Annotated in this window: 20 protein-coding genes; 17 read left to right on the top strand and 3 right to left on the bottom strand. The window is 36.9% G+C overall.

Translation table 11 applies throughout. The annotated features are described in order from the left end of the window. Nucleotides 1–58: 58 nt before the first annotated feature. Complete coding sequence (locus H5126_RS05980) at nucleotides 59–589, bottom strand: hypothetical protein (RefSeq protein WP_182719989.1); 531 nt, start codon at nucleotides 587–589, stop codon at nucleotides 59–61. A 51-nt stretch (nucleotides 590–640) separates the two neighbouring features. Here H5126_RS05980 and H5126_RS05975 point away from each other — a divergent pair, with 51 nt between their 5' ends. Next, nucleotides 641–1,012 carry a DUF1294 domain-containing protein gene (locus H5126_RS05975; RefSeq protein ID WP_182719988.1) on the top strand — a complete coding sequence of 124 codons (372 nt, stop codon included), beginning with the start codon at nucleotides 641–643 and terminating at the stop codon, nucleotides 1,010–1,012. A gap of 64 nt (nucleotides 1,013–1,076) precedes the next feature. Here H5126_RS05975 and H5126_RS05970 read toward each other — a convergent pair whose 3' ends face one another. Beyond that, a complete protein-coding gene (locus H5126_RS05970; RefSeq protein WP_182719987.1) occupies nucleotides 1,077–1,433 on the bottom strand; it encodes a PEGA domain-containing protein in 357 nt (118 codons plus the stop codon). Nucleotides 1,434–1,603: 170 nt separating this feature from the next. After that, nucleotides 1,604–3,577, bottom strand: a complete 1,974-nt coding sequence (locus H5126_RS05965) for a serine/threonine-protein kinase (protein ID WP_182719986.1) — start codon at nucleotides 3,575–3,577, stop codon at nucleotides 1,604–1,606. A 493-nt stretch (nucleotides 3,578–4,070) separates the two neighbouring features. Here H5126_RS05965 and tagH point away from each other — a divergent pair, with 493 nt between their 5' ends. The 16 genes from tagH (at nucleotide 4,071) to tssH (ending at nucleotide 25,144) form a co-directional block, all read left to right on the top strand. Beyond that, nucleotides 4,071–5,381, top strand: coding sequence for a type VI secretion system-associated FHA domain protein TagH (gene tagH, locus H5126_RS05960; RefSeq protein WP_182719985.1), 1,311 nt, complete (start codon nucleotides 4,071–4,073; stop codon nucleotides 5,379–5,381). 15 nt (nucleotides 5,382–5,396) lie between these two features. After that, nucleotides 5,397–5,861 (top strand): type VI secretion system lipoprotein TssJ, encoded by a 465-nt coding sequence (gene tssJ / locus H5126_RS05955; protein ID WP_024595400.1) that lies wholly within the window; start codon nucleotides 5,397–5,399, stop codon nucleotides 5,859–5,861. Nucleotides 5,862–5,876: 15 nt separating this feature from the next. Further along, on the top strand, nucleotides 5,877–7,205 hold the full coding sequence (tssK, locus tag H5126_RS05950; protein WP_024595399.1) for a type VI secretion system baseplate subunit TssK: 1,329 nt from the start codon (nucleotides 5,877–5,879) through the stop codon (nucleotides 7,203–7,205). 21 nt (nucleotides 7,206–7,226) lie between these two features. Then, complete coding sequence (gene tssL, locus H5126_RS05945) at nucleotides 7,227–8,507, top strand: type VI secretion system protein TssL, long form (protein ID WP_182719984.1); 1,281 nt, start codon at nucleotides 7,227–7,229, stop codon at nucleotides 8,505–8,507. A 9-nt stretch (nucleotides 8,508–8,516) separates the two neighbouring features. Further along, nucleotides 8,517–12,029 (top strand): type VI secretion system membrane subunit TssM, encoded by a 3,513-nt coding sequence (gene tssM, locus H5126_RS05940; RefSeq protein ID WP_182719983.1) that lies wholly within the window; start codon nucleotides 8,517–8,519, stop codon nucleotides 12,027–12,029. Next, nucleotides 12,011–12,739, top strand: a complete 729-nt coding sequence (gene tagF / locus H5126_RS05935) for a type VI secretion system-associated protein TagF (RefSeq protein ID WP_182671928.1) — start codon at nucleotides 12,011–12,013, stop codon at nucleotides 12,737–12,739. Before tssM ends, tagF begins: the two co-directional genes overlap by 19 nt. Further along, a complete protein-coding gene (locus H5126_RS05930; protein ID WP_024595081.1) occupies nucleotides 12,732–13,529 on the top strand; it encodes a PP2C family serine/threonine-protein phosphatase in 798 nt (265 codons plus the stop codon). Before tagF ends, H5126_RS05930 begins: the two co-directional genes overlap by 8 nt. 220 nt (nucleotides 13,530–13,749) lie before the next feature. Then, complete coding sequence (gene tssA / locus H5126_RS05925) at nucleotides 13,750–14,865, top strand: type VI secretion system protein TssA (RefSeq protein ID WP_154902980.1); 1,116 nt, start codon at nucleotides 13,750–13,752, stop codon at nucleotides 14,863–14,865. 16 nt (nucleotides 14,866–14,881) lie between these two features. Further along, nucleotides 14,882–15,385 carry a type VI secretion system contractile sheath small subunit gene (gene tssB, locus H5126_RS05920; protein WP_024594566.1) on the top strand — a complete coding sequence of 168 codons (504 nt, stop codon included), beginning with the start codon at nucleotides 14,882–14,884 and terminating at the stop codon, nucleotides 15,383–15,385. Further along, entirely contained in the window at nucleotides 15,382–16,872 is a 1,491-nt protein-coding gene (gene tssC / locus H5126_RS05915; protein ID WP_182711778.1) for a type VI secretion system contractile sheath large subunit, read from the top strand. The genes tssB and tssC (H5126_RS05915) overlap by 4 nt, the downstream gene beginning before the upstream one ends. A 37-nt stretch (nucleotides 16,873–16,909) precedes the next feature. Then, the gene (gene tssC, locus H5126_RS05910; protein ID WP_182711777.1) at nucleotides 16,910–18,436 is read left to right on the top strand and encodes a type VI secretion system contractile sheath large subunit; all 1,527 of its coding nucleotides are present in this window, start codon (nucleotides 16,910–16,912) and stop codon (nucleotides 18,434–18,436) included. Between the two features lie 2 nt (nucleotides 18,437–18,438). Continuing rightward, nucleotides 18,439–19,206 (top strand): type VI secretion system accessory protein TagJ, encoded by a 768-nt coding sequence (locus H5126_RS05905; protein WP_182719982.1) that lies wholly within the window; start codon nucleotides 18,439–18,441, stop codon nucleotides 19,204–19,206. Between the two features lie 17 nt (nucleotides 19,207–19,223). Beyond that, entirely contained in the window at nucleotides 19,224–19,709 is a 486-nt protein-coding gene (tssE, locus tag H5126_RS05900; RefSeq protein WP_024594570.1) for a type VI secretion system baseplate subunit TssE, read from the top strand. Next, nucleotides 19,706–21,532, top strand: a complete 1,827-nt coding sequence (gene tssF / locus H5126_RS05895) for a type VI secretion system baseplate subunit TssF (protein ID WP_182719981.1) — start codon at nucleotides 19,706–19,708, stop codon at nucleotides 21,530–21,532. The genes tssE and tssF overlap by 4 nt, the downstream gene beginning before the upstream one ends. Then, a complete protein-coding gene (tssG, locus tag H5126_RS05890; protein WP_024594572.1) occupies nucleotides 21,529–22,518 on the top strand; it encodes a type VI secretion system baseplate subunit TssG in 990 nt (329 codons plus the stop codon). The genes tssF and tssG overlap by 4 nt, the downstream gene beginning before the upstream one ends. A gap of 22 nt (nucleotides 22,519–22,540) precedes the next feature. Continuing rightward, nucleotides 22,541–25,144 (top strand): type VI secretion system ATPase TssH, encoded by a 2,604-nt coding sequence (gene tssH / locus H5126_RS05885; RefSeq protein ID WP_182716264.1) that lies wholly within the window; start codon nucleotides 22,541–22,543, stop codon nucleotides 25,142–25,144. Nucleotides 25,145–25,234 lie beyond the last annotated feature (90 nt).

The following is a 25,234-nucleotide window of genomic DNA, read 5'->3' as shown; positions in this document are numbered from 1 at the left end:
GGTTTTATAAATGACAAAAGGCAGCCTAGGCTGCCTTTTTTGTGTTTATAAATCACAGCTATTTAAATTTAACCGTTTTTATACTGCGTGTATAAATACGTTTTTCGGGCTTTGTCCACTCACCCTTTTTAAGGTAAGAGGTCGATACAATAAATTTATCGTCCTTTAGTTCACTCATCGATTTAACCTTTGTAATACCATCTTGGCTACCAGTTACATCTTCATAAGCTACAAATTGAGTGGGGCTGAGGACTTTCATAGTCCCTTTTGTATAAAACCCTGCTGTTGTGAAATAGTAAAATACCAAAGACTCTTTTTTACTGTCGTAAAAAATCATCGACTCGCCGCCATACTCACCTTCATTAATAGAGTGCTTGGTATGTATCGCTTTACCGTTTAAAGCACGCTCCCAACGGCCAACATCTTGTATTTTTTTAGCACCTTCAGGTACTTTAAAGTCAGCCTGCCAAGTTCCTAAATAGGGCTTAAATACGGCAAGGTCTTTATCAAGGTTGGTGGATGTATCGGATGCATAGCTACTAAATGTTAATAAGCATAAGACTAAGAATATCGCTTTAAAATATGTCATAATTTGGCTCTTGTTTTTGTAATACCAATGCCAAGTATAGGCGATAATTAATTGATAAAGAAAATATTAATCACATTCTCATTACTTTATTTAGCCGCCTTTTGGCAGGCTTACCTACTGCAATACTTACCTGTTTATATACCAATATATGTACCTGGTTATATAAGTGTATTAAGTGCTATCACTTTTTTAATGTACGCGTGGGATAAGCGACAAGCTAAGCGTTCTTCACATAAAAAAGTAAACCGCACGCCAGAGCGCACACTGCAACTACTTGCATTATTTGGAGGATGGCCGGGGGCATTACTTGCTCAACAATTACTTCGCCATAAATCGCAAAAGCGGCGTTTTATAGTGGTGTTGTGGTTATGTATTTTAATAAATGTAGGGGCTGTGGGGAGTTTATTATATTATTTGGTGTAGTTTAAAATTATGCCTTTAACACATGTGAAATGTTTAAAGGCATAATTAAAGTTTAGATACTGGACTAGTTAGCCGATTCAGTTGCTGCTACTTCATCTAAATTTACTGTTAAAATTGTCTTTTTATCGACTACAACCCACTTGCGGTAAGTTAAGTAACCTGGCTTGCTTACTTCAACGTCGTACTTACCTTCTTTAAGTTCAATGGCATCTTGGTACACAGGCGCAATGTTCATAATGCGTACGCGTGCATCACTAGGATTAGTGATTACAGTTAATGAAATAGGTGCTACAGCTTCGACAATTTCTTCTTGTACTTGAACTGCTTCTTCTTTTGCAAGTTGCTGCGTTTCATCTACAGACGATGTAGTTGAACAACCACTTAGTATTAGTAATGCCGCTAGTGCGCTTATCTTTTTCATAGGTACTCCATAAACTCATTTAAATAGTGATAATTACGAAAAATCTTGGAGGAGTTTATGCAAAATAATCGCTCAACCCGTCGTCCTTGACCTTCGTTTGTTAAAACAAAACGTTTGTTAATTTAATATATTTTTAGTTATTTGGTGATGCTCTCGCAATAAATCGTTTTTTAAAGCATTACATTATCAAGAGACTGAGTAATAGCTTCGCTTCTTTCAACTAGTTGCTCTGCTGTACGGTACATCTTTCTTTTCATTAACGTATTTGCCATAGTGATATAACGTCTAGATAATTCTTGTTTTAAAGAAACGAGTAATGAAAAGTCTTTAGGTAATGTTGCAGACTCGGTATTGATTAATTCTTCAAAATCTAATAAATCTCTGTACTCTTCAATCGTCTCTAGTTTTTGTGTATATCTATCAAATCTAGGACCGTAAAATACGACGGCATCTTCAGTAGGAAAATCAGCTGGTTCACCTAGGTTTACTTTCTTTTGGTAAAGCGTTAAAGCATCTATCGCCGACTCTCTTTTTAGAAGGTCTGCAAAGCCAAGTTCATTTTTTTGATTATTGGTGAAAATAGCTTTACCAACATTAAGTAAAGATTTTTGCGTGATAACATCATCTTCTTCAATCGCTTTATCTAAGGCAAGTTTATAGTTATCAAAATGCACTTCAGACGGGCGATAAACGTAGGTGCTATCGACTACACTTAAATCATTGATTAATTGTGGAATACTATTATTGTCCAGTTCACTATAGCGAGATTGCTCAAGTAACAAATCAATACGAGAAGTAATATCTGAAATTATTGATTGACGCTCTCTTAAAATGCTTTCGAGTTGTACCGATAGCTTTTCTGAATCTGGGTAATACTCCAAGGCTTTACTATAAACATTAATTGTTTCATCAAAGTCTTTAAACTTGTTAGCGCTTGTATTGATTTGATTCGCTCTGTAATCAAAACTTTGTAGAATATTAGCTTGATTAGATCTTAATAATCCCTGTTTTAATACCTCGTATTGGGGTGGGATTTCTGCAAGCTTGTTTAGAATCTCCGGCCCATCCCAAGACATCCATGTTTCTACTTGTTGGTTAATTGCTTTTGCATTATCTAATTTTGCTTCAAGCTGCTTTATATTATTTGTATTTGATAGATAGTACTGACTAGCCAAAAGGGCTAACACAACAGTACTGGCTGCAAGTGCTATTGCCGGTTTAAAGTTACTTTGAAGCTTATCTAAAACAGGCTTTAACGAATCAGTTCTTTTTGCTGCATCTAAAGAAATTGCTTTATTAAGTGTGCCCCATAACCATAAAGGGCAGTTACTAGGACGTTTTGCCGATGTATCTTTAGGGAGTGTGTCTGCTGCAACACGATTATATGGATGCTTGCTACTTAATAACTCTAGGGCAATACACGCATAAGAAAAAACGTCATCTTTAACGGATGCTGCAGCACCTTTTAATTGTTCAGGACTTGCATAGGTTGGCGTATAACCTCCTACAGTGCCTAGGCTTGATTCACTATTAACTGCATAGGCATCTTCAATGGTTTTGTGTTTAGCAATACCAAAGTCAAGTACCTTGAGGCTACCATTTGAATCGAAGATTATATTCGATGGCTTTAAATCGTTATGAATGACGCCACGAGAATGGGCATAAATTAAAGCATCGGCAAGTTGATTAAGAATCACGCTCGCTTTTTTGAAAACCATTCCAGAGGGTTTGTTGCGTTTAATTATTTGCTCTAGCGTTTCGCCTTCTACTAATTCCATGGTTACGTAATGTAAACCGTTATCAGAACCTGCAGAATATACTTTTACAATATTTGGATGGGAGAGCTGTTGTGTTTTAGTTGTTTCATCCTTAAGAAGTGAAATAGCTTCTTCAGAATGAGAAAACTCTTCTAATAATACTTTAATCGCTACGAAAACTTCAGGACGACTCGCACTCTCTAAAAATAAATCTCTGGCTCGGTAAATGTAACACATACCACCTTGGCCAATAAGTTCTTCAACTAAGTAGCGATCCGAAACTTTTTTACCAATAAGGTTTAATTTATTTATTGCTTTTGACGTGCGAAGATTTGAGTCAAGCGAAGCTATCTGCGTTTTATCATTAGAACTGTTGACACCGCTCATTATAAATCCTTTTATTGTGTATATTAAAATAATCGCAAAGGTGAGTTTTTTATTTTTATCAATTCTCCCTTTGATAAGCGTTGTATTTTTACAAAAATTAGCCAACTTAGCAATGTTTCTAAAGCAGAACTTTCGTACAAAACTTTAAAAAATTAAGGGCTTTTATATTAATTATTGAAATATCGTTTATTTACTGTTTATTTTTATAAACAGTGTAAGCCTACAGGCATTGTTTTGTAACACTTCTAGGGGCTTAAAATGAATAAAATGTAATGCTAATTATTAAATAGCAATTTTTTAAATGGGAACATACAAAATATTTTTTGTAAGCTTTGAAAGGGCTTTTTTATAGAGGTTTTGTTTAATTTAATTTATTTAAATTTGAGCTTTTGTATGGTTGAGTATATTTTTATATATTAATTTCAATGTTGACAATAGTTTCTCTTCTACTTTATCCTAATGAGAATGTAGATTTATGGGACTAACTTATCAAATGGAACTGATACTAAACATCACTAGTTATCATAGACTCTCTCCAGAAATTGAAGCAACTAAAACAGTAAAAGACTCTCTAATATTTGGCCGTTCAGAAGCATGTGATTGGCATTTTCCTGATCCTGAAAAAATCATTTCTAGTAAGCACGGACGCATAGTTAAAGAGGGCGACTCTTTTTATGTTTACGATACATCTACAAATGGTACTTTTGTAAATTTTGGTGTAGCTCCATTAGGTCAAGGCAATAAACAACGCTTGTCAAATAGTGATACGATCACTGTGGGTGATTTTCAGATAGAGGTAAAATTAGCGACTAATGAAAAAACACCTGACACCGATTATGGTAATTCAAGCGCTGCAGCTAGTATTAGCAAAGAGCCAGAAAGCTCTTATCAGCATCCTACGGAGCATTTTTCTGAGCCAGAACAGTACTTTAATGAATCAATAATGGATGAGTCTATGCCTGCAGTTTCTATGACTCAGGCCAGTGACCTTAATTCAGCTAACCAAATACCGGAAAACTGGGATGAGCTTGCTCACTTAATGAACCCAGAAGCTGTAACTCAACAAGCACCCGTTGTAAGTAAGCCACAACAAAAGCCAGCTGTTGAGCAGCAAACTTCAGTTAATACACCAGTATTAGATACGCCTGTAACTAAACCTCAAGCAGTAAAACCTGTTCATAAACCAGTAGTGCAAAAAAATCCAACATCGCTTAGTGAAGATACCGCTTTAACTGATGCTTTTTTAAACGGGCTGGGGGTTAAAGCTGAGTTACAAAATTCATTAAACTCACAAGAACTTTGGTTTGAAATGGGCCAAGGGTTAAATCTATTACTGACCGAGTTGATGGAGTCTCTTCGCCAAAGAGCGCTTGTAAAAAACCAATTGCGTTTAAACCAAACGATGTTTCAAACTCAACAAAATAACCCAATTAAGTTTTCGGCAGATATTGATGACGTTATTCAGAATTTATTCATCAGAAATAGTGCAAGCTTCCTGTCGTCTCAAGAATCAATCAAAGAAAGCTTTGTTGATACGCGAAGACATGAACATGCTTTATTAGCAGGAGCTGACGGCGTATTAAAAGGGATGTTAGAGCAAGTTTCTCCCCAACATATAAATCAACAAATAAATGATAATTCTAACGTATTAAAAATCATCCCTGGTCAAACAGAGGCTAAGTGCTGGAAGCTATACAAAAATTTATATGATGAGTTATCTCATGATGTAAATAGTAAGGGAGCTATGGCGTTGTCAGATGATTTCTTAAAAGCATACAACGATAGAATTAAAGAATCGTTCTAGAAAGGAAAGTAGATAATGAACAAATTTAAGCTCTTTTTAATGAGTTTCAGTTTACTGTTTTTAGCCATGGGTTGTTCAACTGTTAATAAGTTTGTGCCTCCTTCTACGGATCTAAAAATTAATGTGTCTAAAAATGTAAATCCAGACACGTCAGATAGACCTTCACCGGTAGTAATGAAAATTTTTGAGCTTAGCTCGAGAACAATTTTTGATACTCAGGATTTCTTTAGCCTGTATGAAACACCTGAAAAACTATTAGGCCCGGACTTATTAAAAAAAGATGAATTAGAATTACAGCCAAACTCTGTTCAAAAATATAAAATGAGCTTAAACCGCAATACACGATATGTTGGTGTTGTTGTCGCGTACAGAAATATCGATCAAGCACGATGGAGAGCTGTAATCGAAGTTGACCCAACTGGCTATGACGATATAGATGTAAATGTTGAAGCAATTGCTACATACATGAGAGAGCAGTAAAAAAGGATTTGTACAATGAGTGATAACACTCGTGTTGCCTGGACCGAAGGAATGTTCTTAAGGCCGCAACACTTTCAGCAGTCAGATAAGCATTTTTCGCATTTAATTAAGCAAATTTGTAATGGGAATTTAGCAGATCCTTGGGGCATACTTGATATAAGTATCGATACTCAGCTATTAAGCTCAGGCCAATTTGCTATTGAGTCATTGTCAGCTATTACCCCTGATTTGCTACCTATCGATATGCCTCAATCTACCTCTTTGCCTGAGCCTTTAGTGGTGGGCAAAGATGTTTATGATGAAATAATTTATTTAGCGGTTCCTGCACTAAAAGCCAGTGGTATTAATATTTCATCTTTAGATGAGGATATTGTTACGCGTTATAAACTAAACGACTTATCTGTAAGTGATGACTCTTTAGGTGCACAAGCTCAAGAAATTATTCAAGTAGCTAAGGTATTTAGTAAGCTAGTATTGTCATCAGACGACCATGCAGGCTATATATTATTGCCACTTGCACGCATTGTTGAAGTTAGCAGTGAAGGTCAAATTAAGCTCGATCCAAAGTATATACCAGCATCGTTAAAAGTCGGTCAGTGTAAGCCATTACTTGGTTTAGTGAGAGAGATTGGCTCAATGATCAAGCAGCGCTCAGAGAGTATTGCTGTTAGATTGTGCCAAGGTTATGCGGGAAGTACCTCTGTAGCTGATTTTATTATGCTGCAAACATTAAACAAGTATGACGCTGTTTTTGAAAACTTATTATCAGTTAATAATCTTCATCCAAGCGTTCTTTATACTCGTCTAATAGAGCTTGCTGGTGAGTTATCTACTTTTAGTACAGTAAACAAAAGAGTGCCTAAATTACCTAAGTACGATCATAAAAACTTAGGCCCGGTATTTAGTGAAGTAATAAACTTTTTATACCAATCTTTAAGTCATGTAATTGAGCAAACTGCTACGGAAATAAAGTTAGAGCAAAGCAAGTTTGGTATTTCTTTTGGTGCGCTCAAAGACAAATCAGTACTTAGCTCAGGTCAATTTGTATTGGCTATTAAAGCCAGTGTTCCTCACGAGGAGCTTCGTAAGATATTACCTTCTCAAATTAAAATTGGTAGTGTTGAGACAATCCGAGATTTAGTAAATAATCAAATCCCAGGTATTACAATCAGTAACTTACCAACGGCACCGCGTCAAATTCCTTACCATGCAGGTTTTCATTATTTTGAATTAAATAAACATGGCGAGCATTGGGCAAAACTTCATTCAAGTGGTGGTATTGCTATTCACTTGTCAGGAAATTACCCCGAGTTACAACTAAGCCTGTGGGCAATAAGAACTTAACTTTTAAAAGGAAGAGTTTCAATGGACGAAACCATTATAAAACCACGTCCTGGTCGATTAGGGCGTGATGCCTCAAATAATCCTCAAGTAGATAATGATCCAGACAAAACAGTCATGTCTGTTGAGCCTGTTGCAAGTAGTATTCCTAGTAATGCAAAGGTTTCTATATTTAGAAACCCATTAATGGAAGCCGCAACAGACTGTTTCTCTTTGGTTATTTCAATTAGAAAATCAGTTGAGATGACTAACTTAGCTGCGTTAAAGCATCGATGTGTAGAGGCTATCAAACGTTTTGAAGTCGAACTACGTAATCAAAATTTACCAAAAGATGTAATCAAAAACTCTCGTTATTGTTTATGTGCAATTTTAGATGAATCAGTTTTAAACTCTAAATGGAGTTCTATGGAATGGGCTGACGAAAGCTTGCTTTCGACATTTCATAAAGAAACTTTTGGCGGTGAGTACTTTTATACTTTACTCGATAATGCATTGGCCCAGCCTGAGCAACACAAAGCCTTTTTAGAGCTGCAATACCACTGTTTAAATTTAGGTTTTAAAGGTAAGTACAGACTAGATACTGTGGGTGACAATAAAGTAGAAGAATACCGCTCACAAATGTATCACTTATTAAATCAATTAGATGGGCCAATCAATAATAAGCTTTCTCCTAACTGGAAACAAAGAGTAGCCGCTGGCGTAGAATTAAGAAATCAGGTGCCATTGTGGGTTATTTTTTCTGTTTTAGGCTTACTTTTACTTACCGTTTATTTATTTATAAATATGAAGCTAAATGATGATGTTATGGCTGTTAGTGACAAGCTTGCTATCATTCATCCTGTAGCTGAAGACCAAGCAGTAGATAAAAAAGATCAGCATTTACTTGTACTAGAGCAGCTATTACAAACTGAGATTCAAATGGGGATTGTGACGATAAAGAAAAATATCGATAGGATCAGAATCTCTATTAATAGTGAGAGCCTTTTTAATCAAGGTGACTCTAAATTATTACCTTCATTTCAGCCTATTTTAGAAAAACTAGCGTTAAGCCTTGAAGGAACTAAAGGACGTATTTTAATAACCGGCCATACAGATGACACACCAATTAGAACTGATAAGTACCCTTCTAATTGGCACCTTTCTTTAGCGCGCGCAACTCAAGTTGCAAACTCTATGGCTAAAAGTACAAACCTCAGTGGGCGTTTATGGCCCGAAGGTAAGGGCGCAGCAGAGCCTATTGCCAGTAATTCAGATTCAGCTTCTCGGTCATTAAACCGACGAATTGAAATCGATTTATTATTTTAAGAGGCTGAAATGAGTTTTTCACAAAAAATAAAAAAAGTGACCTACGCACTTACATCTCGTACGGCAATGCTAATTATCGGCTTTTTAGCTTTATCATTATTAATTTGGTTTGGCGGCCCATTAATCGCGATAGCTGACTATGTACCACTACAAAGTATTGCAGCAAGACTGTTTACTATTATATTGGTTTTATTGGTTTTCTCTGTGTCTAAAATTTATCGTCTTGTGCAACAAAGCAAACGAGACGAAAAAATGGCTGATGAGTTAATTGATAGTAATAACGATACAAATAGCTCTGAAGTAAATGAAGAAATTACTACGCTTAAAACGCGAATGAACGAAGCTATCGATCTTTTAAAAGACGTAAAGCTGTTCAAAGGTAAAAATATTTACCAGTTGCCATGGTACATAATGATAGGCCCACCAGGGGCTGGTAAAACTACCGTTATTCATAACTCAGGACTTGATTACCCGCTAAAAGACAAGCTAGGTGTTGACTTGGTTCATGGGGTTGGCGGTACTCGTAATTGTGATTGGTGGTTTACCAATAAAGCAGTTTTAATTGATACAGCTGGGCGCTACACAACGCAAAGCAGCCATGCAAAGCATGATTCACGTGCATGGGAAGGCTTTTTAGGATTACTTCGTAAGTACCGTCCACTTAGGCCTATTAATGGTGTAATGATCAGTATGGGTATTTCTGAGCTTATGAGCCAGACCAAAACTGAGAGAAACCTACATGCTCGCGCTATCAAACAGCGCTTACAAGAGCTGCAAAGCCAATTAGGTATGACCTTTCCTGTTTACGTTATTTTTTCTAAAGTTGATTTAATTGAAGGTTTTAGAGAGTTTTTTGGCGAATTAACAGAAGAAGAGTGTGAGCAGGTTTGGGGCGTAACCTTTGAACTTGATTTAGATAAAGACACACAAGTAGATGCTTTCAACAAAGAATTTCACTCATTAATCTCTAAATTAACTGAAATGTTAAATCGTAGATTAATTAATGAAAGAAACGAAGAAATTCGCGCTAAGATATTTGAATTCCCTAGGCAGCTTCGTGTTTTACAAGGTGTAGGAGATGCTTTTTTAAAAGAAATATTCACTCCTAATGCATACGAAGAACTACCAATGTTTCGTGGTGTTTACCTCACAAGTGCAACGCAAGAAGGTACGCCATCTAGTTTTTTAAACGAAGCAAACGCAGGCGAATCTGGATACATTAACCAATCTAAAAGCTTTTTTATAAAGAATGTATTAGAAGGTGTAATTTTTCCAGAGCAAAACTTAGCAAGTACTAACAAACATCATGACAAGCAAAATAAATGGCTTCGTGTTGGTAGCATAACGCTTGCATGCATAGCTTTACTTGGTTTTTCAACATCGTGGTACTTTAGTTTTGCTTGGAATAGTAACTTAATTTCAGAGACTGAAGATGCGATTGCAACGTACCAAGAACTTGATACAGCCTCATTTGACCGTAATAACTTACTAGTACTAAACGATAGATTAAAGGCTCTTAGAAACTTACCTGCAAGCAACCCTGAACTTGTTAATACACAAGAGTCTAAATCAATTGGGTTTGATAAACTAAATGAAATAAAAATGGCTTCTACACAAGCCTACGACCGTTCATTACAAACGTATTTAGAACCGTTTATTGCAAGTACCTTAATTAAAGAAATGGAAGCTCATCCTGAGCACTTAAGTTATTTATACGAAACACTTAAGTGTTACCTCATGTTGTTTCAGCCTGAATACTTTGAACGTGAAGATATAACGGTTTGGTTTAACGCTTATTTAGAGCGTAACTTACCAGGCGATAAAAATATGCAAACCAGAGTAGAGCTGATGGAGCATGTAGCTACATTACTTGAAAATGGTGTAAGCCAAATTGAAATTGATAATCAAGCAGTGCGTGTTGCGCGAGCTGAGCTAACTAAGCTACCAATTGCTGAGCGAGCATATCAACGATTACAAGCCGACTTCCTAGATAGTAGTATTCCGCCATTTAGGCTTACAGACATTATTAGTTTTGAAAGTGCGCAAAAATTTACTTTTAGAAATGACGGTGAGCTTACGCGAAGTATCCCTGGCTTATATACATTTAATGGTTTTCACGGCATTTTTAATGTTGAGAAAAGTAAAATGCTTGGCAATTTAATGGCAAGTAGCTGGGTGTATGGTGAAGAGGCAACGGGCACTTACGATATTTCTAAAGATGAGATTGAGAAGAAACTAGAGCAGCGATACTTTCAAGATTATATCTATTATTGGCAATCATTTATTGATGATCTGAGCCTGAATCAATATAGCTCTCCGGCTGAGGGAGTTAATATTACTGATGCCTTAGCAGGCTCTGAAGCGCCTATTAAAAATATTATCACTGCAGTACAAAAAAATGTGCAGCTAACTAAATTACCAGTATCTGATAACCAAAAGGCTGCAGGTAAAGTTGCAGCAAATGCTGCTGAAATAGCTATGCAAACCAAAGCTAATCGTATCAAGCGATTTTTACCTGACGAAGCCCCTAAATTTGATATTAAATTACCGGGTCACCAAGTTGAAGAAGCCTTTGAAGATGTAATAAAAATTGATGCTCAACAATTAGATAATATTCAGAAAAACCTAAGAGAGTTAAACGTTTACTTAACCAAACTTGATAGAGGCGATCAGTTAAAGTCGTCAATTAAAGACCAAATTAGCGGTAAAAGTAAGCCTAGCTTTATTCGTCAGCTTGAGTTTCAAAGTCGAGATTTACCTTACCCGTTTAATAGTTGGCTGTTAGATATAAGTAGAGATACTAGTAACATAACTAAAAATAGTGCCAACAGACATTTAAACGAGATGTGGAAAAGTAAGGTGCTACGCGAATATAACGCTGCAATTGTTGGCCGTTATCCGTTTTCTCCATACGCAGATAAAGAAGTGAATATGAAAGATTTCACTCGATTTTTCGGCCCAGGTGGAACAATTGATAGCTTTTTCACCAACTATATTGCGCCAAGTGTAGATATGAGTTCAACGCCATGGAAATTTGAAAAAGATATAGGTATTAGCCGAGATACATTAGCGATGTTTGAACTGGCAAATCAAATTCAAACAGTCTTTTTTGATGGCGGAAGTGCAACACCAAGAATTGAGTTTGGCTTAAAACCATTAGAATTAGACCGTACCATCTCTAGCTTTATGCTCGAAATTGACGGTCAGTCAATGACTTACAGGCATGGTCCACTTAGAGTAACAAATTTTGTATGGCCTGGAGCAAGTGGCCAGAGTAAAACACGAGTTGTATTTACTCCTCCAAATGGTGGTCGTTCTATAAATACAACTTACCAAGGTGAATGGTCGCTATATCGCATGTTAGACGAGTTAAGTGCTAAAAGAGCAAAAACACGTGAAGACTTAGAGTTACATTTTTCACTCATGGGAAACAATGCGAAAGTCGAGTTATTGCCTAAATCAATCAGGCATCCATTTTGGAATAAAAGTGTAGAGAAGTTTTCATGTCCGACCCGATTATAAATATTGGTTATCTTGGCAAAGTACCTAGTTTAGGTGATTTTGTACAAGATAGCGTTTCGAAAGAATTTTCAGAGCATTGGGAGCAATGGCTGCAAGCAGCCATTGCAGTGAGTAAAGAACAGCTAGGTGAAGTATGGCAAGATAATTACTTAATTGGACCAGTATGGCACTTTGCATTATCGCCAAACATTGTTGGTGACAAAGGCGTTATGGGGACTTTATTACCGAGTATGGACGCAGTAGGTAGGCACTATCCCTTCACAGTTGCTAGCACATTAGAATTTGCACCTATTGATGTTTTAAACTCAGGTGTGTTTTCTTTAGAGTATGAAGACACTGTATTAAAAGTGCTTGATAGTTCGGTTGATTTATTTTCTTGGCGTAAAGAGGTTGCTAAGTCCCTAAGCTCTATAGCAGGAGTTAAAAAGCAGGTTAGTTTTTTAAATTCTGTAGATAAAAATAAAAGTGCAGAAGCATTTGAGTTCTCAGGTGATGAGTTATCAAGTCAAGTCCTCCAAGATGCAATGCATGCTCTTTTGTTAAAAAAACACGGTGATTACAGCGTTTGGTGGACACATGGATCTTATAATATAAAACCTATGGTACTCATAACGCCTGGCTTGCCTGCGGTAAATCAAGTTGCAGCAATGTTAGATGGAAGGTGGAAACACTGGGAATGGAACTTTACACAGGTAAAAAATAGTGATTAGCAAGTTTAGTACAAGTTATGCAATTACCCACCGAGGCGCTGTGAGGCAGCTTAACGAAGATGCGCATGTAGAGATAAATAACCATAACTTATGGGTTGTCGCAGATGGGATGGGAGGTCACGAAGCAGGTGAAGTTGCCAGTCAGCTTGTTGTAGATGTAATAAGAGCAAAAGTTGAAGAGCTACCACTTGAGAAGCTTGAAGTATCTCACATAGTTGAAGCCATTGAAGATGCGAATAGGCAATTAAACGAATATAGTGCCCAATATTTAGGTAGCAAAACCGCAGGAAGTACAGTTACTGCCTTATTTCTTAAAAATAATAAGTACTATGTTTTGTGGGTTGGTGATAGCCGAGCTTATATGCTTCGAGATGGTCAACTTAAGCAGATATCGAGAGATCACAGTCAAGTAAACGATTTAATTGATGAAGGTATTATTTCAGTAGAAGAAGCCAAGACACACCCATTATCAAATGTAATCACAAGAGCTGTGGGTGTAACTGCGGATGTAAAAGTAGACGTTATTCAAAATGAAGTAAAAACGGGCGATATATTTTTACTTTGTTCAGATGGGCTCACCGGTGAGTTGTCTGATGAAGACATATGTTTATCACTAGAGCCTAGTAGCATTATTGATTCTGGTATGGCGCTTATGCATTCATCATTAGTTAGAGGTGCAAGAGATAATGTGACCTGTATTTTAATTAAGTACGATGAAGGATACGCTGGTCATAAATCAGAAACATTCAACATTCAAGATGAAGCTACTATCCCGCTTTTTTCTAAATAACGATTTTAAGTTAAAAAAATTGGTTTGTATTTTATATTTGAGTTTTTACTTTAATTACATCTATTAATTAATAAGTATATTAAATTTTAATTGTTTATATAAAGGCAATAATTAAGGTTTAAACTCAATTGTAACTAGGCTTGTAATTTATTATAAAGAATGTAATATGAAATCCGCTCCGCTTTATTGGAGTTTTATGGATAATTATTAGGACGACGGAATGTTTTTATTTGAAGAGTATATTTCCCCTATTTCAGACACCGAGGTTGCAGGTATTGATCCTCGCTCAGATGTCTCGCCTACGTCGACTTATTACGCCTTAAAAGATTTAAGAAACCAGCTTCGCGCAGCAGAAAGAAATGCATTAGTGGATGAAGAAGGTATTTCCTCACTAGCAAGAGATTGGCTTCCTTTATTAGAGCAATGTAGCAAAGCAATAAAAACACAAAGCAAAGATATCGAATATTTAGCTTGGTTTATTGAAGCACTTTGTCGAATTCATGGCTTCAAAGGCTTAGCTTTTGGTTTTAAAGTTGCTCATAACTTGCTCGACAATTATTTTGATGAATTATACCCGTCACTCGATGACGATGATGAAGTGTCAGACAAAGTATCTGCATTGGTTGGCCTTAATGGTTCAGCAGGCGAAGGTACATTAATAATCCCGATAAAAAGTATCTATCTGACCGATAGCGCCAGTATGGAGTCATATTCTTTTTGGGAATATCAGCAAGGCTATGATATTTCTCGTTTAACAGATGAGAAAAGAGAGAAAAAGCTTAATTTAGGTGCTGTTGACTATGAGCTTATTGAAAGAAGTGCTGCAGAAACAAGTACTGAATTCTTTGTTACTTTAAAACAAGACATTGAAAACGCGATTGAGCAATTTGCTTTATTAAGCGAAGTATTGGATAGAGTAACTGGACAGCCACAGCCAACATCAAATATAAAACAAGCATTAGCAGTTAGTCTTGCTGCTGTTGAGCATGTTGCTGCAGATAAGCTTGAAGCTGCTGATAAGGCAAAAGCTGCATTAAACGAAGTGCAAGAAGTGGTTCAAAGTGAAGACGACGACGGTCAAAGTGTTACAGAGCAAGTTGTAAAAGTTAATCACGAAATTAACTCAAGAGAAAGTGCGATTAATAAACTCAAAGAAATCGCTACTTTTTTTAGAAAAACAGAGCCGCACTCACCTATGTCGTACACCATAGAACAAGTAATTCGATGGAGCGAATTGTCGCTGCCTGAATTATTAAATGAATTAATTACAGATAGTGATGCTAGAACTGGGTACTTTAAGTTGTCTGGCATTAAAATCAGCGAAACTGAAACATAAGTAAAAGGAGTTCTCTATGAGTATCCATGATAAATTAAAACGAGTTCGTAAGCCTCGCGTACACATCACTTATGATGTGGAAACTGAAGGCACTGCAGTAAAAAAAGAATTACCATTTGTTGTTGGTGTTATGGGCGACTTCTCTGGTGATAACACAGAAGCATTAAAACCACTTAAAGATAGACGATTTGTGCAAATAGATCGTGAAAACTTTAATGACGTTTTAAAGCGCATGAGCCCTTCACTAAAATTATTAGTTGATAATACGCTTAATGATGATGGTTCTGAATTTGAAGTAAAACTTAACTTTAAATCGATTGATGACTTTGAACCAGCAGCTGTTGTAAATCAGGTTGAGCCATTACGTAAATTAATGGAAACACGTAACAAGTTACGCGATTTAATGACTAAGATTGACCGCTCAGAAGAATTAGAAAACGTGCTTGAAGAAGTACTAAGCAACACAGCAAGCTTAGATACAATCGCAAAAGAGCTTAAAATAGAGGAGACTGAAAAATGAGTACAGAGCAACTAAGTACTGAATTAGAGTCTACCTCAGAAGCAACGTCTTCACTATTAGAGCAAGCTATTGGCGCAACTAAGCAAACCGATGCAAGCCGTGCAGAAGAGTTACTTAAAACACTGACAGAAGAAGCCTTAAAAGGGACTGTTCAGTGGAACAAAAACATGACAGTGACGTTTAATGAAGCAATTCAATTAATCGATCAAAAGATCTCAAAACAGCTAAGTGTAGTAATGCACAGCGAAGAGTTTCAAAAGTTAGAAGGCTCTTGGCGTGGATTGCACCATTTAGTAATGAATTCTGAGACAAGCTCTACACTTAAAATTCGTATGCTAAATATGAAGAAAAAAGAACTTCATAAAGATTTGAGCAAAGCTGTTGAGTTTGACCAAAGCCAAACATTCAAAAAAATCTATGAGTCTGAGTTTGGTACTCCAGGTGGCGAACCATACGGTACTATCGTTGGTGACTTTGAGTTTACTAACCACCCTGAAGATGTTGAAACATTAAGTCTAATGTCTAATGTTGCAGCCGCTGGTTTCTGTCCATTTATTTCAGCTTCATCGCCATCATTATTTGGTTTTGATAACTGGGAAGAGCTAACCAAACCACGTGATTTAGAAAAAGTATTTGAATCTCTAGAGTACACTAAGTGGCGTTCATTCAGAGACAGCGATGATTCGCGTTTTGTTTCATTAACTATGCCTCGTTTCTTATCTCGCCTACCTTATGGTGCGGCTTCTAAACCAGTTGAAGAATTTAACTATGAAGAGTTTGAAGTTGAACCAAAAGATGGCCGTTCAGTAAGTACTGATAACAGTGATTACTGTTGGAGTAATGCAGCCTACGCTATGGCAACAAATATGACCAAAGCATTTGCTCAATACGGTTTCTGTACTGCAATACGTGGTGCTGAAGGCGGCGGTAAAGTAGAAGGTCTTCCTACGCATATCTTCACAAGTGATGATGGCGATCCAGATCTTAAATGCCCAACTGAAATTGGCATTACAGATCGTCGTGAAGCTGAATTAAGCAAGTTAGGTTTCTTGCCTCTTTGTCATTACAAAAATACAGATTATGCAGTATTTTTTGGTGGACAAAGCTGTCAAAAACCACAAATTTATTCCACTCCAGATGCCACAGCTAATGCGGCAATATCTGCACGTCTACCTTACCTTATGGCAACGTCTCGCTTTGCTCATTACCTAAAAGTAATGGCGCGTGATAAAATTGGTAGCTTTATGGAAGCTGAAGACGTTGAGTCTTGGTTAAACCGCTGGATCCTTTCGTATGTAAATGCGACTGAGGGTGGTGGTCAAGAGATCAGAGCACGTTATCCTCTAGCAGATGCAAAAGTATCAGTTAAGGAAATTCCAGGTCAACCAGGTGCATATAATGCAGTTGCATGGTTACGACCTTGGCTACAAATGGAAGAGCTTACTTCTTCTTTACGCCTTGTAGCTAAAATTCCAGAGATCGGTTAATTAAACTGATCTTTAGCGTTAAGGATAATGCAGTAGAATGAATCACGAAGAGTTTTCATTTATAAATCAAGACTTCGCTTTTGTACAAAAAGCGCAGTCTAGAATAAGTGATAATGAGGCTTTACTCGATAGGTTTTTAAACGAAAAAAACCTAGATAAAGCCTTGTTGTTATGGCTTGAAGGTTCTTCAGATTCACCTATATCTTGGACTAAAGAATCACTTGGTCCTTATTTACAGCGCGTAATTGTTGAACTCGATCAACTCATTTCAGAACAATTAAACCTAATAATTCATAATGATAGATTTCAAAAGCTAGAAGCCAGTTGGCGTAATCTTTGGTGGCTGATACTTCAAAGCGAACAATACGACAAAGAAAATAAAGTAAAAATAAAAGTATTGAACTGCGATTGGGCAACACTCTCTAAAGATGTAAACAAAGCTATTGATTTTGACCAAAGCCTATTTTTTCAACTACTTTATCAAAGTGAGTTTGATAGCGCAGGTGGCGAGCCATTTGGTGTAGTAGTAGGTGATTATGAAATTAGTAACATGTGCTCAGCAGGCACAATTTATAATGACATAGACACAATAAAAGAAATATCTAGAACCGCTGCCGCTGCTTTCTCTCCATTTATTTGCTCAGCTTCTCCTAACTTATTTGGTGCAGATAACTTTTCTGATTTAGGCTATTACGCAGACTTATTTGACCAGTTTGAACAACCCGAATACGCTAAATGGCAGAGCTTTCGAGCGATGGAAGAATCTCGTTTTATTGGGCTTACGCTTCCTCATGTATTAGTTAGACCGCCATATAGCAATGATGGAAAACGTCATCAAGATTTTTACTTTAAAGAACAAATTAAAGACCCTGAAAGCGATATGCTTTGGGGCAATGCAGCATATCAATTTGTATCTACCTTAATAAGAGCATATTGCGATAGTGGCTGGTTTGGGCACATTCGCGGTATTGAGCCGGGTAAAATTTCAAAGGGTCTGGTTACAGGGCTTGCGAGAGACAGTTTTGCAAACGACACTTATCAAAAAGAAGCAAAGCCACCACTAAACTTATTAGTAACAAGCAAATTTGAAAAGCAATTTTCTGAACTTGGCTTTATTCCAGCATCATCAGTGACTAATACAGAACACATTGTTTTTTATAGTAATGCATCGGTTCAAAAAACCAAAAATTATGAATCAAGCGCCGCTAATATTAATGCGCGCTTATCTTCAATGCTGCAATATATTTTGTGTGTATCTCGTTTTGCTCACTATTTAAAGCTATTAGCTCGAGACCGTGTCGGCTCTTATAACACGGCACAAGCTTGTGAGCGAGACCTACAAGCGTGGATAAATAATTATACAACGGCTTCAGATTCCTCCTCCGAGCATATAAGAAGTAAGTACCCGTTAAGTAATGCCAGAATAAAAGTCAGTGAAAATAAAGCCAATCCAGGGCATTACTTTTCTGTTTTACAATTACAGCCACATTTTCAATTAGATCAGATGATCTCCAGTATTAAATTAATTACAGAGCTCAGTCCTCATCATAAAATAAAGGAATAGTCATGAAAAAAATACATAGCTTAATTCGCGAGGGGAAACTTACTGATACATTATCTTGTTGTGCTACAGAGCTTCAAGATGAGCCATTAAACTTTGATATCAGAAGTATTTACGCCGAATTACTTTGCATAAATGGTGAACTTGAAAAAGCCGATAAACAGCTAGATTTCATGGTACAAAAAAATCCAGAATTTGCAGTAGGTGCAGTAAATTTAAGGCACTTAATTCGTGCTCAGCAATCTCGTGTAGATTTTTATCAAGGTAAAGGCATTCCTAAGTTATTTCATGATGCGAATGAGTTAGACACACTATTTTTGAAAATGCATGTTGCTCTGTTAGAAGGCTCAACTGACGAAGCAGCTCAATTAGCTCAAGAGATGGAGTCTTTAAGAGTTAGCACAGACGAGGCATCAACAAGAGATCTTGATGATTGCTTAAACCCGTACCTAGAGGTTTTAGGTACTAATGGTGAGTTTTATCTAGCAAACTTTAACGAAATTGAATCGTTAAAAATGGAGCCTGTAGAATCTTTATTAGAAAGTATTTGGTTACGTGTTGAAATTACAATTAAAGATGGTCCATCAGGTACAGCTCATTTACCACTTGTTTATATTAACTCTGAATCGGAGCTTGAAAAGCTAGGTCAAGTGTCTGACTGGGTTGAGTTAAAAGATGAATTTATTATCGGTAAGGGCATGAAAATGCTGTTTGTTGATGATGAGGCTATCACCATCCCAAATTTAAAAATAAGCTCACTTGAAACAGCATAATTTAAGCTTAAGCAATCATGATAGAGCATAAACAGCAGCTTCAAGCATCCATTATAGATAGGCTCATTGACGATGAGCCCGACTTCCAGGATGCGCCATCACGTACCGAAGGCATCACTATTAGTGAGCTTAGAAAAAACGTGCGCAGAGATATTGAAGCTTTGCTAAATGCTCGAATTCAATGGCATACATGGCCAACTCAATACACCGAGCTGGCTACTTCATGTTTGTCTTATGGTTTACCTGACTTTTCGAGTATGTCTGTAAGCTCTCACGAAGGGCGCGCATTACTGTGCGAAACCGTCAGAAATACAATTTTAAAGTTTGAGCCACGGTTTCTTGAAGTAGAAGTGTTTACAGATGAAGAAGTACCTTTAAACAGAGTATTAAATTTAAGAATAAATGCGCTTTTATACGCCGACCCTGAGCCAGAGTTTATTAGTTTTGATTCAGAAGTAGAGCCCGTGAACTTGGGTATGAAAATTATTGAGGCATCATTATGAACGATGAGTTATTGAAGTATTACAATCGTGAATTAGCATTTGTGCGTCATTTAGGTAAAGACTTTGCTGAAAAATATCCAAAAGTTGCAGGGCGTTTAAAGTTAAGTGAAGATCATATTGAAGACCCTCATGTCTCAAGATTAATAGAATCTTTTGCATTTTTAACTGCCAATATAAGGCAAAAGCTCGACGATAGTTTCCCGGAGTTAACGGATGCTTTGCTAGGGCAAATGCTACCAGATTACCAAGCGCCAATCCCATCAATGTCAGTTGTTAAGCTCGAAGCTGAGAACTTATCTACGGCAGGGGTGGTTATACCAAAGGCAAGTGAAGTAGAAACTAACGTTGACTCAATGAAGCAATGTAAATTTCAAACGTGTTATGAAACCTACCTTTGGCCTGTTGAAATAACAAATGTGCAATTTGATAATAGCCCATTTGTAGCGCCTAAGCCTCGCTGGCAAGAAAAAGCAAAATCTATTTTCAAAATAGAATTAACAGGTGAGTATAAAGGGGTTTCGCTTGCAGAAACTGGCCTTGAAAAATTACGGATTTTTATCAATGGCCAATGGCATCATACACTTAAAGTTTACGAACTACTGTTCAAACATAGTATTGGTATTGCTATAGACAATGGCGATGAAGGTATTAGATATCTGTCAAAAAACCAATTAAAAGCAGTGGGCTTTGATTCTAACGAGGCTGTGGTTCCTTATTCGCAGCGCTCATCTGCCGGATATCGTTTGCTCGTCGAAAATTTTACTTTTCCTGAGAAGTTTAGGTTTTTTGAGCTTGAAGGCATTCTTTCATCACTGCCTAAGCAATCTAATAAATGTAGTATTTATATTTACCTAGATACTGAATCTGCTGAGCTTGAAAAGCAAGTAGATAAAGATATGTTCTTATTAGGCTGTACACCAATAATAAACTTATTTGAACAAGAGCTTGAGCCAATACGACCTGAGATCAGTGAATATGAATATCAGTTAACACCGCGTTATATGGACTCGGAAATATCAGAAGTAATTGGTATATCGGAAGTTATTGCATTTGATCATAAAGGCAATAAACAAATTGTTTCGCCTTTTTATGGTCAAACACATCCTAAATATCATGGACATGATGATTTGTTTTGGCATATTCGTCGAGAAACTGCTTCTTGGGCTGGCGGTTATGTAGAGTCAGGAACCGAAACATTTTTATCGTTAGTTGATGCTACTTTTGAAAATAGTGCGATGGAATATGGTGACGGAAACTCTGTACTTACTGTGCGCGCAAATTGTAGTAATCGCAACCTACCAGCAAGCATGCCATTTGGTGATGACGAACTTGGTTTATTAATGCCTGAGCGCGGCGATGTAATTAAAAAAATTAGATGTTTAACGCCATTTACTCATGCAGTGAGACCTGTATTAGCTGATGCAACACGGTGGCAGTTAGTTAATCATTTAACGCTTGATACCTTTAGTGGTGAAGACGCATGTAATAAGCTTAAAGAAGTTTTGCGTTTATACGATTTTAGAGCATCACCACAAACTAAAGGCATGATAGATAATATTTATAGAGTGGTAATAGAGCCTTCAACTGCCCGTGTGATTCAAAAAGGTAAAGTAAGCTTTGCAACAGGCAGCGAAATTGAAATTACATTTGCTAACGATGATTTTTCTGGCAGCGGCATGTTCTTCTTTGCATCAATACTTGATCACTTTTTTGCTCAATTTGCAGCAATAAATAGCTACACGCGTTTAAGTTTAAGGCTTAAAGAGCAAGAACAAATTTATTATCAATGGCCTGCAAGAGTGGGTGACTGTCCGTTATTATGATAAAGCAAATAATCTCACAAGCTTCTCAAATTGACTTTTACAAAGCTGTTTTCATAATTGAAAATCAGCTAAAAAAGCGTGGCTTAGATTATCGACATGTCGGTTACGACAGTAATCCAAAGCAAGAGTTGATTAAGTTTACAGCTACCCAAAAGTTTGGTTATCCAGGTAATGCAATTACCAAATTAGAAGAAACTGGTTTTGAAGACGGTATGCATAAAGTAACTATGCAGGTTTCTTTTATGGGGCTGACGGGTTGTTCAGGCGCTTTACCCCAGTTTTATAGTGAACTTGTGATGCAGCGTTTACGCTATAAAGATACAACCATGCGTGACTTTTACGACATGTTTAATCATCGTTTAGTCTCACTGTATTACCGCGCTTGGAAAAAATATAAGCCTTCACTTAATCACGTTAATAAAGAAAAAAACAAAGACCCATACACACAAATACTCGGTTTATTAAGTGGTGGCTATAACGAGCACCAACTGCATTTTTCAGGTTTATATAGCCGTAAAATTAGAAATGCATTTGATTTAAAAAATGTACTTTCGTCATACCTAGGTTGTGATGTATCAATCAAACAAATGGTTGGCCAATGGCACGAGTTAAAAGAGCAAGAACAAACCCGTTTAGCCAGCCAGGCATTATATGAAGGCCAGCACGCCCGTTTAGGTGTTGATACCATGATTGGAAATAAAGTATGGGACGTATCTTCTAATATCGAAATCCACATAAAATCAGATGATCCAGATAAAGCAAAACAACTTTTGCCCAAAGGTCCGCTTTTCGAAATAGCTAATCAAATAACAAAAGACTATGTAGGAAATGCTATTAACTTTCGCTTGGTCATTGAGTCAAATTTTCAAAATTTAGGTGCCGCTAAACTTTCAAAAAATGAGTGTCAGTTAGGCGCTAATAGCTTCTTATCTGTACAAGATAACAAATTAAAATCTAACCCTACTAAGTTATCGTTTAAGGGATAATTAAAATTAAAAGGAAAAAAGTATGTCTTCGATGACACTGAATAAACTAGTTGAAAAACTGAGTCCTGATTGCAGAAAAAGCCTAGAAGGTGCTGTTGCTATATGTAATAGTCGCAGTCATTTCACGGTTGAACTTGAGCATTGGTTACTTGCAATGATTGAGCAGCAATTAGATGATGTTAGACTAATTTTTGGCTCGTTCGATATAGATATTGATAAAGTTCAACAGGATTTAAATCAATCATTAGAGTCGTTTAAAACGGGTAGTGAGTCATCTCCTAGTTTGTCAGTGCATGTTACGAGTCTTCTTAAGCAATCTTGGTTAAGTACCAGCATTGAGTTTACAGATAATCAAATTCGTAGTGCATACGTTATTTATACCCTTACTAAAGACGATACATTATCTAGCTTAGTAACACGTTGTAGTAAGTTATTTAATAAAATAGAGCCTGGTCAATTGCTTCATGCATGGCCTGAAATAGTTGCGCAATCTCAAGAGCGCAACCATTCAGTACAAAATGCGTCAACTCAAGCAAATGTTGGTTCTAAAACTCCAAGTTTAGATCAATTTACTGTTGATTTAACTGCCCAAGCACTCGCTGGAAAAATAGACCCTATTCTTGGTCGTGATTTCGAAATTCGTCAAATGGTTGATATTTTAACCAGACGCCGCCAAAACAACCCAATTTTAACTGGTGAAGCGGGCGTAGGTAAAACAGCTGTTGTTGAAGGGCTAGCATTAAGAATTGCTCAAAAAGACGTACCTGCTGTATTACAAAATGTAAAAATTCACAGCTTAGATTTAGCACTATTACAAGCTGGTGCAGGTATGAAAGGGGAATTTGAAAATCGCCTTAAATCGCTTATCAATGAAGTAAAAAATGCGGTAAATCCGGTTATTTTATTTATTGATGAAGCACATACCATGATTGGTAGCGGTGGTGCAGCGGGTCAAAATGATGCGGCAAATCTATTAAAGCCTGCTTTAGCGCGTGGTGAATTACGCACAATAGCTGCAACTACTTGGGCTGAATACAAAAAGTTTTTTGAGAAAGACGCCGCATTAACACGCCGATTCCAAGTTGTAAAAGTTGAAGAGCCAACCCCTGAAAAAGCGGTGGCAATGTTACGAGGCTTAGTGCCTGTAATGGAAAAACACCACAAAGTGTTTATATCTGAGCAAGCACTTGAAGGCGCGGTGCATTTATCACATCGTTACATTACTGCAAGGCAGCTCCCAGACAAAGCCGTTGCATTACTAGATACAGCTTGTGCACGTGTTGCAATGAGCCAAGCATCTACTCCAAATACTATAGAGCAGCTTGTAAATCGCTTAAGCGAAATAGAAACACAAGTAAAAATGCTTAACAGAGAGCAAAAAACGGGCTTAGATCATTCACAGCAACTAGACACATTAAAAGCAGAGCTAATTACAATTGAAGAGCGATTAGCGCCGTTAAATGAGCAATTTAGTACTGAAAAAGAAATTGTGGCTGAGCTTAATCTAGCTTTAGAGCTTATTAACTCTCAAGATGAAGAGTCATCACAAGAGATACTCGATAAGCTAAGACTTAGTAAAGAGAAGCTAGCCTCTTTTGAACATAATATGGTTCATTGGCAGGTTAACGAAGAGCTTATAGCGCAAGTTATTTCAGATTGGACAGGGATACCTGTTGGCAAAATGCATGAAGATGAAATACATGGCATTTTAAATTTAGCACAGCAAATGAAGCAACGAGTTGTAGGGCAAGACCACTCTCTTGATTTAATAGCTAAAGTTGTTCAAACATCTCGTGCTCAGCTAGCAGATGAAAGCCGTCCTAACGGTATATTTATGTTAGCAGGGCCAAGCGGTGTGGGTAAAACAGAAACTGCACTTTCGCTAGCCCAAGAAGTGTATGGTAGTGAAGAAAACGTCACGGTAATTAACATGTCAGAGTTTAAAGAAGAACATAAAGTTTCTTTATTACTTGGCTCTCCTCCAGGGTATGTAGGTTACGGTGAAGGAGGAATATTAACCGAGGCAGTAAGAAGAAAGCCATATAGTGTTGTACTTTTGGATGAGATGGAAAAAGCACACCCAGGCGTACAAGATATTTTTTATCAAGTGTTTGATAAAGGTACAATTAAAGACGGTGAAGGCCGCGATATCGACTTTAAAAACACAATCATTATTATGACCTCAAACGTGGGCACAGATACCACAATGAGCTTGTTTGAAGACGAAGAAAGTAAACCAAGCATCAAAGGTTTATTAAAGGCATTACAAGATGATTTACTTGCTTCATTTAAACCGGCATTTTTAGGTCGTATTAATGTAATACCTTACATTCCGTTAAGTGACGATATTCTTACTGAAATTGCCGCTATTCAAATAAATAAAATAATTAAACGTGTTAAAAAACACTACAATGCCGAGTTAATTTATAATGACGATGTAATTGAATATATTATTGCTAATTGCCAAAATGCAGGCTCAGGTGCACGTAATATTCACACTATACTTCAAAATAGAGTGCTGCCATTGTTGTCTGAGGTTTTACTTTCTAGCATGATTGACGACAAAGAAATTAATAGTATATCGCTATTAGTAAAAGATAATGAATTTGAACTAGAGCTGAATTAAAGGTTAATTAAAGTTAATTTGAAATAACTTGTTATTAAGGTTGTTTCTTTAGTTTGAGGGCATTATAATTTTGGTGCCTGATATCACTAC

The sequence above is a fragment of the Pseudoalteromonas sp. SG45-3 genome (assembly GCF_014164075.1).
Lineage (GTDB): Bacteria > Pseudomonadota > Gammaproteobacteria > Enterobacterales > Alteromonadaceae > Pseudoalteromonas > Pseudoalteromonas distincta.
Note: the sequence above shows the minus strand (reverse complement) of the source record. Positions and strands in the feature narration are given on the sequence as shown.